The sequence below is a fragment of the Novipirellula herctigrandis genome, assembly GCA_007859835.1.
Classification (GTDB): Bacteria; Planctomycetota; Planctomycetia; order Pirellulales; family Pirellulaceae; genus Novipirellula_A; species Novipirellula_A herctigrandis.
The window spans coordinates 7,424,532-7,436,737 of record SJPJ01000001.1 but is presented as its reverse complement, the minus strand read 5'-3'; the positions used below and the strand labels follow the sequence as shown (position 1 = coordinate 7,436,737).

General features: G+C 54.0%; 7 protein-coding genes. 4 read left to right on the top strand and 3 right to left on the bottom strand.

Annotated features, from left to right (window positions below; all coding sequences use genetic code 11):
- Positions 1 to 2,271, top strand: coding sequence for an Ig-like domain-containing protein (locus tag CA13_RS27050; protein WP_146402021.1), 2,271 nt, complete (start codon positions 1 to 3; stop codon positions 2,269 to 2,271).
- Between the two features lie 683 nt (positions 2,272 to 2,954).
- On the top strand, positions 2,955 to 3,455 hold the full coding sequence (locus CA13_RS27045) for a sulfatase-like hydrolase/transferase (RefSeq protein ID WP_419195164.1): 501 nt from the start codon (positions 2,955 to 2,957) through the stop codon (positions 3,453 to 3,455).
- 280 nt (positions 3,456 to 3,735) lie between these two features.
- On the opposite strand, the gene CA13_RS27040 is transcribed toward CA13_RS27045, so the two are convergent.
- From CA13_RS27040 to CA13_RS35730, 3 genes are all read right to left on the bottom strand, one after another.
- The gene (locus CA13_RS27040; RefSeq protein ID WP_146402017.1) at positions 3,736 to 4,848 is read right to left on the bottom strand and encodes a DUF1254 domain-containing protein; all 1,113 of its coding nucleotides are present in this window, start codon (positions 4,846 to 4,848) and stop codon (positions 3,736 to 3,738) included.
- A gap of 25 nt (positions 4,849 to 4,873) precedes the next feature.
- Positions 4,874 to 5,917: a DUF1254 domain-containing protein gene (locus CA13_RS27035; RefSeq protein WP_146402015.1), complete on the bottom strand. Its 1,044-nt coding sequence runs from the start codon at positions 5,915 to 5,917 to the stop codon at positions 4,874 to 4,876.
- 133 nt (positions 5,918 to 6,050) lie between these two features.
- The gene (locus tag CA13_RS35730) at positions 6,051 to 9,644 is read right to left on the bottom strand and encodes a DUF1254 domain-containing protein (RefSeq protein ID WP_419194886.1); all 3,594 of its coding nucleotides are present in this window, start codon (positions 9,642 to 9,644) and stop codon (positions 6,051 to 6,053) included.
- Positions 9,645 to 9,833: 189 nt separating this feature from the next.
- Between CA13_RS35730 and CA13_RS27025 the strand changes: the two genes are divergently transcribed.
- Together CA13_RS27025 and CA13_RS27020 are read left to right on the top strand one after the other, a co-directional pair.
- Positions 9,834 to 10,760 carry a helix-turn-helix domain-containing protein gene (locus CA13_RS27025; RefSeq protein ID WP_146402013.1) on the top strand — a complete coding sequence of 309 codons (927 nt, stop codon included), beginning with the start codon at positions 9,834 to 9,836 and terminating at the stop codon, positions 10,758 to 10,760.
- Positions 10,761 to 10,948: 188 nt separating this feature from the next.
- Positions 10,949 to 11,215, top strand: coding sequence for a hypothetical protein (locus tag CA13_RS27020; protein ID WP_146402011.1), 267 nt, complete (start codon positions 10,949 to 10,951; stop codon positions 11,213 to 11,215).
- Positions 11,216 to 12,206: the final 991 nt, after the last annotated feature.

Below are 12,206 nucleotides of genomic sequence, written 5' to 3'. Positions count from 1 at the left end.
ATGAATCGAACTGATAAAATGGCAGGCACTTTCACCTTGCTTTATATGTGTGTCTTGATGAGCCTTGCGTCCGTTGTGCAAGCGGCGTTGCCCTCCGTTCATTCGGATTCGTTTCGCTACAAGAACAAGACGTACAGCTATCGAGTTGAACTGTTTGATGTGCGCGGCCCCGATTATCAGGTTCAGTTGCAGACCGAGGCCGATCGTTTTGAAGCGTACGATCCGGGCCCTGTTCGGACCTATGTCGGAACCGTCCAGGAAGATCCGAAAGCGATGGTGGTCGGCTACTTGCGTAAGGACGGGTCTTTTCGAGGGGCTATGTATTGGGATCGATACTCGAAACGCATGAGCTTTGATCGAGGGCAAATGGTCTCGGAAAGCAATATCGATTACCCGCAGACCTTTGATGAGCCCAGACGCCAGTTTCTTCAGGGCGGACGTATGACGGATGGTGTGTATCAGTTCATGTTGGGCATTGATATCCCCAGCAGTGTCTATCACAAGCGACTCAAACGTGATCCGGAGCTGGCACTGGAGGTGATTGAGTTCTCTGCGGCCCAGGTAGCAGCGATTTACCTTCGAGATGCTAAATTGAAACAAGCCGTGAATCATGTGGTGATTCGCGACAACCGAGCCGTTGATCCTTATCAGATCGGACCGGATGCTCTGTCTCGGGCGACGATGAGTGCCCAATGGAAAGACGCGGGCTCGCATCTCTCTTCGGTTGATTACGACAAGTTGCTGTTGTTCCACGGATCGTCAGCAGGCCTGGGTGGATTAACCGCAGGAACGGGTGTTTCCGGCAAGCCGCCACGTGCTGATCTTGTATGGCGCCATGAGTTGTTGCACACATTCAACCCTCGTAACGATGAGGGAGGCTATCCAGAAGGTGCAACGATTATGGTTCGGTACAGCCGCTTCAACCGTATTAGCTCCACCGAATTGGAAGCTGTCGTCAACTACCGAGATACAAAACAAGCAAAAACGGACATGTTCGACGTCCTAGGCGACTATGCCGTGCCGTTGCCGCCCTATGGCAATTATGATTTCGCGCGAGTCACGCATGGTTCGGCCAAGTCTTTGAAAATGGATGTCCTGGCCAACGATCACGATGTCAACGGCGATGCTCTGATGTTGGTCGACGTTGAACCGAAATCACGACTGGGTGCGCAAGTCGCTCTGTCAAAAGGCACCGGGCCTCAGGGACGAGATGAAGTCGTCTATCATGCGCCCAATCGGATCGGCATGGATGCTTTCAAGTATACGATCTCCGACGGCCTCTATCAGTTTAATGCGGTTGTTGTCGTTGATGTTCAGCCGGACCATCGAATTTTTGAAGCTGAGGAGGCGAAGAGTTCCGGACGAAAACTGAGATTGGGTTCCGGCAATACCGGTACCGGTTCTGTACGACTGAGCGCTGCCGGGCAAATGATTGATTGGACTGTCCAAGCTAACCAAGGCTCTCACGGTTTGAAGATACGGTTTGGACAAACCGATGAATTGCGACGTATGGACCTCTACGTGAACGGCCAATTGATCCAAGGCGATGTCGCCTTCCCGCCGACGGGAAAACGTGCCGAATGGCGTTATGTGGGATTCCCTCGCGTTCCACTGAACCGGGGCAAGAATACAATTCGTTTGAAAGCCACAGACAACGCGGTCACCTTGATCGATCATCTCATGGTCCATTCCGAGACCGATATTCGGATCAACTTTTCAAGCCGTTTAACTCCAGACAATTACGATACAGCATGGAAAGGCATCTACTGTCATGACGAGGGACTCGCCTTTGGCCAGCGAGAATATGGTGACCTTGAGTATGGCTGGACCAGGAACGTAAACGATTCGATCGTCCGCGGAATCAATCAAGTGGCGGCCAACGATCTGGGCTCATGCATCAGGATGCAATCCATGGAAACAAGCAAGTGGGAAATTGCGTTACCTAATGGCGACTACCATATCACGATCGCTTGCGGTGATGCCGACCCTAATGCCTCAGACCATATCAACGACTTGTTGGTTGAGGGGAGGCGATTCGAGGATCCCGATGGCAAGGATCCCGATGGTAAGGATCCCGATGGCAAGGATCCCGATGGCAAGGATCCCGATGGCAAGGATCCCGATGGCAAGGATCCCGATGGCAAGGATCAGTTTGATTTCTATGACGGTGTGGTCACAGTGACCGATGGCCGATTGACCATCACGCCCGCGCCTTCGGCCATCAACACCAAACTCTGCTATGTCTGTATTTGTGACCGCCACAAGAATTGACAATTGTGTGCTACACGGTAGACCACGGAGGCAGTGGTGCGCGATGCACGTCGCCGCCAAACAGGTGGCTACGGCACGCACGACTATCTTTTGTCTGTGTGACGCTGATTCTGGAACGCTCGACGTCACCACGCTCCACGCGTTGGAATTGCTACCCAGACTCTTTTCAGTTCGGGATTTCCCGGTCCAGCTTGCGGGCCACGCTGCGGGGCCACTTCAAGGCGGAGAATTTTCTTCATTTAGCGATTTACGTACGGTTTACGCGTTGCTCGGACCCAAGATCGTGAAGCTGGCGTCAGATCGACCGGATCATGTCGGTTGACCTTCAATCCAGTTGCAAAAAGGCCGCCAAAAAAGTGCCCAAAAGAGTGCCCAAAAGAGTGCCCGGGAAAGTGCCCAAAAGAGTGCCCGGGAAAGTGCCCGGGAAAGTGGCTGTTGAAGCCGGTTTACGGTACTCTTGGTCCACTACCGGGTATTCAAATCGCTATCAGTTATCAGTGAGTGGATATGGAATTGCTGATGAAAAATCTAGAAAAGAAAAATATCACAACGAGGTTTACGTGTGGTCGGTATAGTTCGTGGATCTGTTTGGTTCTTTCGGTTCTACTGCCGGCAACGGCGGTGATTGCCGCTCCGGCGAACAGGCCCAATGTGCTGTTGATTCCGGTGGATGATTTGAGCCACTGGGCGGTTATACCGGTCGGAATAAGCAGACGAAGACGCCGAATATTGACCGGCTTTCGCGCATGGGGGTTTCATTTTCCAATGCGCACTGTGCGGCACCGGTCTGCAACCCTTCGCGGGCGGCGTTGATGTCGGGGCTGCGGCCTAGTACTTCCGGTTGCTATTCCAATCAGGCCGATGTGGAGTGGAAGGAATATATTCCTGAGGGGATGAGCGTGAATGCCGTGTTTAAAGACGCGGGCTATCAGGTGATGGGCATCGGTAAGATCTTTCATGTACCAGGTCCGGATATTGCTTATGCGTCGGAATGGGATGACTATCCGAAAAACACCAAACGCTATGGTGGCGGCGCCGCGCGGATGGAGGGCTTTCTGGAGCCGATGACGCTGGACCTGAAAGACGAGGATTTGAATGATTGGCACTATGCGGATTATTGCATCGAGCAGTTGAATAATAAGTGTCGACGTTCGGCTCGCCGCCGGGCTTGTCACCGGGTTTGAGAAAACTCCGACCATGCACCAATTGATTGAGGCCTCCTTCTTGCAAGGCCATCCCTGAGTAGTAGCGATACATCGCGACAATCCCGAGGCCATAGATGTAGCTTTGTTGGCCCGCTTGCTGAAATTTCTCGAGGTCCGATTCGATCTGCATTGGGATTTTTGGCTGCGCCTTCTGGGCGGAGGCCGGACTGAGAAAGGACAATCCGCACAGAGCGGCGAGGGCGAGTACCGTTGGATTTTTCATTTGATGCTGGTGTGGTCGATGAGCCGTGGTGGGCCTCTACTTAGGAATGGGAATATGACTGGCTCTATCTGAGAGAGGTATCTCCTTGGCTGTGTTGTAGATACGGGTGACGATCGTGAAGCCTCCCTTGGGCAGGTCCATGCGGTTGGCATCAGTGCCGCAGTCTTCCTTGGTTCCCAGGCGGAGGGTGAGCGTGCCATCCGGATTAAGCACTGCACTCTCGTTGTTGATGATATTGTTCTCGGTCGCGATCCATCCCCCGGCGTCGTAGACGGTGTAGCTCCAGAATCCATTGAGATCTTCGCGCACTTTGAAGGGGGTGACTTTGAGGGTGACTGCGGTGCCATCCTTGCCTTTGATCACCGGGGTGGTGAGATAAGTGGCGTAGCGTTCAAGCTGACCGCCCCAGCCGAATGCGGCATAGTGGCGGCGCACATCGGCAGCTTTCTCGCCACCTTCTTTAACAACCGAGTCTTCCTGGTAGCCGAAATGCGCCCCGCGTGCCACATACTCAGCCAGGTGGCTCTTGTAGAGGTCGGCGAGTTTGTCCCGCTGTTTGGTATCGAAATTCTGGGGTTTCCAGTCTTTCGGATCCCCGTGGATCTCAAGTTTGATGGCATCCTGCAGCTTGGCCCCGGCAGCATTTCCCTCGGCGCTATTGTCCGTCTGCGTCCGAAACAGGATGTAGACAAAATCAGTCCCTGCTGCTTCACGGGTGATCTCGATGACGCGCGGACGATCCGAGTGTGCCATGTAGGTCCCAACATCTCCCTGATCCCTGGCTTCCCGCACCAGCCCCGTGTTGTAGTTCAGGATAAGTGCCGCCATGTAGGTTTTGCCCGCAGCCGGCAGGGTCAGGCGAAAACCGCCGCGGGCGTCGATCACCACCTTGCTGTAGAGGGTGTCTCGATTCTCGCGGATGATTCCCTGAGACTTGATGTTCGCGGTGGCGCGATTGTGCTGGATGACGTTGGTGCCGACCGCGTCGACGACTTGCCCAAAATAAATATCGGACATGGACTCAACGAAATTACTTTCATCGACAGGTATGGTTGGGGACTTGTCCTCCTGAGCGGAAGCGATGCCGCTCAAGCCCATGATGAAGGCGGAAAGAATGACAGCTGCGGCGGATGGATTGAGTGTTTTCATCGTGATGGGCTTTGGGTGTTGGGAACTATTGTTCCGTGGGCACGCCTTCGATGGCGCTGATAATGTCAACGGTCTTCTTCACGGCATCGGCATCCTTGGGGAGGTACATGCGGATCACGAAATTGCCGCCCTTTTCAACCGTGGCGTTACCTGGGCCTTTCTTGGCATTTGTGGTGAAGGAATAGTAATCTCCTTCGTCCTTCATGTCGTCGTGGGGGATGTAGAAATCATCTTCTTTGATCCATCCGTCAGCACCATAGAAGGTCGCCGATAGGAATCCTTTTTCGCTCCATTTGAGATCAGGTTTTGGGATGGTCCATTTTTGGGGTTGGTCTGACTTCACCTGCATGGGGACGTATTGTGCCGTGGTCATGGGGAGGCCACCCCAGCCATAAGCCGCGGCATAGAGGTAGTTGTGTGGATCGACATCCTTGAGGGTTTTGCCGAAGGCATTGTGTCCTTCCAGGGTTTCCTCACCCGCATTGACGCGTCCCACCAGCATTTCCCGGAATGCGATCACTTCCTTTTCATCGTAGCCTTTGGAGGGATAGGGGCGACTTGCCCTGGCTTTGAATTCCAGGGCCGTTTGTCGGGCCTTGGTGTCCTTGAGATCTTCGGTGGCCTTGGTGCGTGCCAAAAGGTAAACATACTCCCCTTCAATATCGGCTGCAGTGACTTCGAGAGATTCGCCATTGAGGAGGACCTGGTGGAAGAGGTGGGCTTCATCAATGATGTGAATGAGCTGGAATTCGTCAGAGGGCGGGACGGTGAAAGTGGCACCTTCGCTCACATCGACAATGGCGATGGAGTAGACGACATCGCGATTCGAACGGATCACTTGTTGGTTGTTCTTGGAGACAGGATCATCATGCATCCAGGTGTTCACGCCCGCTTTTTTCTGCACCCCCGCGAAATACCAATCGCTTTCTGCGATCACGTAGTTTTCCTCGGTGACCGGCTTTGAGGCAGCGGCGTCCACGTTCTCGTCGGGCTTGCCGCAGAATGCTGGAAGGACTCCCGTGGTGGAAATGGCAAGGGCGGGAATGATGGCTAGGATGTATTTTTTCATGGCTCGATTCTTTCAGGAATGATCGGTTTCAAATGTTAAGTTGGAGTGAGCGGGCCGCCAAATTTCGTAATGAGGGCTGCCCGGTTGGTGATTTTTCGATGGTCCTATCTGAGAACAGGAGCACCACGACCTGCTATTTGACGGGCTCAGTCTTGATACTGCGGAGAGAATCGATGTAGTCGATGAACTCGAGTTCGTTCTTCGGAAGATAGAAGCGGAAGACGCCCGTCCAACCCTCGGGCACGGTGACACTGTTTTCCTTGCCGGGGCTGTTCAGGTAGATGGTGTAGCTGTCGCCATTGTCCTGCATTCGGTTGTGGTCAATGTAGAAATTGTCTTCCACAATCCAACCATCGGCGTCATAGGTGGTCAGCGAAAAGAAACCGCCTGCATCCCAGTCGAGATCTGGCTTGGGAACGGTAATCTTTTGTGGTTCCACTTTGCCCTGACCGGGGATGGTAGGCAGGTACTGCGCGGTATGGGAGGGCAGGCCTCCCCAACCCACTGCGGCCGCGTAGAGGTAGCTTTCCAGGTCGGCGTCCTTCAGCGTCGGGACGAATGACTTATGCTCGAGGATCTTGGCTTCTCCGGCGACATATTCCTGCACCAAGGCATTTCTCGCTGCCACCAGTTCCTTCTCATCGAATCCTTTACTTGGATATGGCTTGGCGGAGCCCGCCTCAATTTTCATCACCTGCTGTGCGGCTAGCGATTCGTCCATGTCATCGGTGATCTTGGTTCGTGCAAGCAGGTAGACGTGGGATCCGCCGGTCACATCTTCGGGACCGATCCGGACGGACTCACCGGCTCGCACAACACGGTGCGTCAGATGGTTCTCATCCATGATGTGGATCGCCTGAAAGGCGTCCCGTTTGGGAATCGTGAAGGTAGCTCCTTTCGAGATGTCCACCACGGCCAGCGAATACATCACATCACGATTCGAACGGATCACATCCTGGGAGTCCTTACTGACCGGTCCATTGTGCGTGAAGGTGTTGACCGGAGCACGTTTCTGTTGTTCGGCAAAATACCAGTCCGTTTCCGCGACGACGTAATTCTCTTTCGTGATCGGCTTGACCCCGATCTCTCCGTCGCCGATTTGCGAGAAGATCGGCGTGATCTCAGGCGCTTCATACGCTCGAAAGGCCTCGACGTCCGGTTCATAGGCCCGCATCAGGAAGCCCCAATCGTCTTCCGTCACCAGGATGAAGTTCTTGACTCCCTTCGCATTCCTCCATCGCTCGGGACCGAAATGAACGGTGAAGGTGCCGTCGTCGTTTAGGACCGCATTCCCGGTGTTGACGATATTGTTCTTGTCCGACATCAGGTATTTTTCGTTGTTGTAGGCCGTGATTGACCAGAACTGCCCAACCTTCGGCTGCGTGTAGGTTGCGACGTAGCCGAGATCTTTTTTAGCGAGTGGGAGGCTGTAGGGCAGGTACATCGCATATTTGTCCGCCGAGAGCCCCCACGCCCCGGCCGTGGCATAGGTGAACCGCTCCCAATCGGTCACCTTGTGGACGTCGTCCGTCATCAGTCCGAAGGTGTCGCTCATCTTGTCGTATTCTTCCATCAACACCGACCGGACTTGAAGCAGCGTCTCCTCGTTGTAGTCCGGAACCGGCTTCGCTGATGGAGCCTTGACCTTCATCTGCGGCTGCAGCTTCTTGACAATGAAATCGACATCCTTTGCGGTAGCGTCGGTTCCAACTCGCACGCCAATTGCCACATGGCTTCCGTTGAATTCCGTCCCCTCGAACTCGTAGACCCCACCGCCGACCAGTTGGTGGCTCATGTGTTCCTCAGTGACAATCTGGGCTGTGATAAAACGATCCTCCGTTTCGGGAAGTGTCAGTGTGAAGCCTTGGGAGGTATCAACGATCGCCATCGAATAAATCACATCGTTATTCGGGCTGACTACCCATTTGTCGGCGGCCTTAGCGAGGCTGGTGAAGTGGTAGAACTCATTAATGCCCTCTCGCTTGGCCATGCCCTTCATGAAATGAAGCGACTCAGATCGGATAAATTCTTCCGGTTTCATACCGTGCTTCGAAGGATCGACGGCCCACTTCGAGGAATCAATTGGAGCGATTGAACTGAAAGGCGCCCCGTTGCCGCCGCCGGATTTCCCCAGTTCAATCACGGTCGGACCAAACATTCCACCGGCAAAGATTCGCCCATCAGGTAGCGGATAAATAAAGCCACCGGCACAGTTGAACTTGTACGAATCGGGCAGCGCAATGTCCGCAACCTGTTCTCCGGAGTCCCAATCGAAGCCCAGGATTCGCCACTCTCCGTCCTGCAGCGTGTTCAGGTAAACGGCATTCGAGGCCGTGCTTACCGGGCTGAGTGTCCAGGTAATTCCCCGGTCAATGTAGGCCCAGTCACGTTGCAGCGTGTTGGAGTTTTCATCCCAGGAAAACTTGTCCGCTCCAATCGGAGCCTTTCGCGTATAGCCCATCGTCAGCAGGGTCTTGAAGAGCGAACGATCGCCATCGAAGACGGGATCCGGGAAATCCGAGGCGAAGACCATGATCCCATTTCCGTGGACATGGGGTGACCACTCGATCGTCGTTTCAACAGGAAACTTGATTGGAATTGCGGCCGCGAGTCGCTTCGAAGAAAAGCCCTCAACGGGTTTGGCATCCGCAGGTATTTGGTCTCGCCAAAACGCCAGCAATTGAACCGGGTCTCCTGCGTCTGGAATGAACACCAGCTTATCGCTGTCGTCTGCAAAACCCATCAAGGTTGGCGTGGCGCCGCTGCCGCGTGAGAGCCACATCCCTGGCTTGTCGGCTTTGTAAGGATAGGGTTCTTTCCATGCGCCGTCCTCCTCTTCCATCGAGAGTTTGGCGCCGGTCCAAACTAGCTTCCTGAGAAACTTTGAGGTCACGACGTAGATGCCATCCGGCGCAATTGCAATCCCGTTGTCGACTGCCTCACCGGTAATGGGTGCGGTGTAAAGTTTGTCCAGGTCCCGGTCCATGGCGGCAATCAGCCCCGGCATGGCAATGACCACGAATCCGTCGTACGTCATGTTGATTCCAAGGAATCGGCTGACACTTTCCGCGAGATCTTCCGGCAGCAGCTTGCGAACGTCCTGGCTTGCCAACACTTTGAGTTTGGAATTCGCTGTTTGACCGGGGTCTGCATCGCCAATCTTGAAAATCGTCGTGCCGTATCCGGCATAGAGATGACCGTCACGATCGATCATTGTGTACAAGCCATTCGGAGCGTTTTCCGCCCCGAGGTTGTATTTCTTCATGTAGCGATCGAGTTCCGATAGCACGACGTCGTCGTTCTTGTAATTGGCGTCGAGCTTCTTCAGGAGAGCTTCCACCACGTCCGGCGACGCGTAGTCATCCTCGAAGCCCGGCAATACGATCTCGTCGATTTTCTCGAATCTTCCTCCGTCGACTCGCAGCTTCATGACACTCGAGTTGGTTGAGGCGAGCAGGACCTCCGAGCCGTCGTCGTACACTTTGTGAACGGTTCCGGGAATCGCCAAACTGGCTGGCAGGAAGCGGACCTCTGAAGGTCGGACCCGCACCGTTCCCTTCGGCATCGGAGCGGAGACAGCGTCTGTCTGCGCAGCGTTGAAGTGGATGATTGGCTGACTGCTGCTTTGATAGAGGAAGGGATTCGCAGGAACCGTATCCTCAGCAAGTCCGGTCATTGCGCAGACAGACAAGCTGCCGACCAAGATTATCCATTCAGGTAGTCTCATTCGCTCTTTCATCTCCGACTTCAACCAGTACGAGAAAACGTCGCGTGTCAGACGTACTTTGGCCCAAAACGCGGCAAAATCGCCTCACGCGTGGCAGGACATCCCGGCGATTTGTGGGTATGATAGATCGCACTTTTCCGCTGGCTATCCTATTTGCGCAATGCACTCCTTTTCACGCGTGATCTGTCCATGACTTCGCAGAATCTCGTCACCGCGAGAGCCCTTGATTGCTCTCAAATCGCCGACTGGTCACGGGCCATCGGATGGGATGTCGATTACCAGCAAATCGGATGTGGAGCGTTCGACGCAGATTTTGCCGTGGTTGGTTGCGGTCAGTTGAGAATCACTCAACAAGTCTGCAACCGGGATGTGGCGATCCAAGGCGTACCTCCGCAGGGCATGCTGGCTGTCGTATTGCCAATGATTAGCAATAGTCTGGGCGTATTCCAGGGCGTCCAACTGAAAGAACATGAGGGGATTATCCTGCGTCCGGAAGTTGATGGTTTCCTGAGATCTCCACGCAATGTTTGGATCAGTTCGGTGAGTATTTCACGTGCTCAGCTTGAGTCGGCCCTCTGGGATTACAATCGCAGCGAGTTGTCGACGATCATTCCAACAAGCAGCACGTTTGCGTTTTCTCCGCAGGTGATTCGGAAACTGAATGATTCGATCATTGCATTACAGAGCACGGGAATTGCCAAAGCCGGTATTCTGGAAATCGAAGACCAGATGCTTCGAACAATAGCTGAAGGATTGTGTGGACGGGCTGGGGAAGTACGTGAGCGGAATCGCGTCAAATACGTTCGCCAAGCCCGTGATTACATTGAAGCTCATCTCGGACGTGTCGTCCGCCTGAGCGACGTCGCGACCAATGCTGGTGTTAGTAGTCGAACGCTGGGGCTCGCTTTCCGCGAGGTGCTCGGTGTCACACCGGTAGAGTACATTCGCACTCGTCGTCTCAATCGTGCCCGCCAACTTCTTCTCAGCTCGGCGCACGTTAGCAACCCGATCACCCACACGGCTATACAGTGTGGCCTCCCCCACCTTGGTTACTTTTCAAGAGACTACATGAAGCTGTTTGGTGAGTTGCCAAGCCAAACACTAAAACGCGTCTAAAACGCTGTTAGCTGCGTAACTCGATTTCGTTCGGTAATATTCGGTTTCTAGCGGTGCCCTACCGCTCACAAGAGATTTGTGGCGACAGTCGGTCTATCGGCGGACCATGCCGCGGTGACGACGCGGGGCCGTATCCTCACCTGGATCGACTATTTGCGCAGAGCCCAACGACAGGCGGCCAGAGAGAAATGCCCAAACAATCCCAAGGTTCCGCCAATCAAAGACGCACCTCCAAGAGAGTGCGGTGGTTGTTGAGCGGGCTCGCGTTGATCGTTGTCTTGTTTCCTGGCATCATTGCTCGCACTGGAATGCGCGACCGATTGATCAACTCCATCATCGGCGCACCAAATCTTCATGCGTCGAGCAAGGGAGCCGCGCTCGGATGGCTTTCCCCTCTTTCCGTGGACGGCTTGCGAATGGATGGCAAGCAGAAACGATTTCGGAAAACATTCTAGTGATCCGGATTTAATCGTCATTGCCATCATTCGTATCAGTAAATGAGGAGAACGGGGATCGCAAATCTGATACGTAGCTCGCGCTGCAGTTCTCGTGAATTTTCGGAAGTGATTCCGAGAACATTGCACCGAAGCGGACGTGTCAGAACGTGGATGTACAGAACTTATGTGTCCTCAAGCCACGGCTATGGAAGTTCACTTGCCGTCGAAACGTGATGAAATACATTTTTCCTGCGCAGCGAGCTTGTATCCTCACGGGTCAGGTTACGACGCTCAACTCACGGAGATTAGAAGAGAAATTTCTGAACCGCCAGAACGAGCGCTACAACCCCAAGCCCGCAATAAAAGACTGCACGAGCGAATTCGTCGATTTTTTCAGAATCCATCTTTTCGGAAGTTCCCTTCATTCTTGCGTCGTATCGGTGAAGTGTGCCACACCTCTTAAGTAGGTCAGACGCGGAATACGTAATCCTGTTCCGACGTTTTCAAAAAACAAGGGAAACAATATGCGGGGAAGGTGATTCGGCATTCGGCCCCACTCTAATCGTCACGAACGGCCTATCGCGTCAAGAAGAGCAGATTTGGCCGTGTCGTAAGACGCCAGATGCAATTCTTGTCGGGCAACTGATAGCAGGCCTATGAAGGGCATGGAGTAAGCCCCTATTGCCATCGGTTCGCCGTCCCTGAACTCCATTCGTTGCATCGACCGAGGCGGAATCCGTATGTCGCAAATCCGCTTCGGTCAAACACACCTCCGCGCGCAAACGCGGGTCGGCTTGGATGGTCCGGTTTCATCGACCAGTGACGTTGTTGTGTACTACGAAGGCCAAAGCACGATAAACTGTTCGTTGGAAAGCCCTCCTTTTGCAGCATGCCGGAGTAGGGGACGGCTCGGGATGGACGACCTCGATGGTCGGCGATTCCGATTAGGGTGCAGGGGCGCCGCGGCCGGACCGATCGGTCAAAATGCAATCTGGTCGTGACGGTCAGC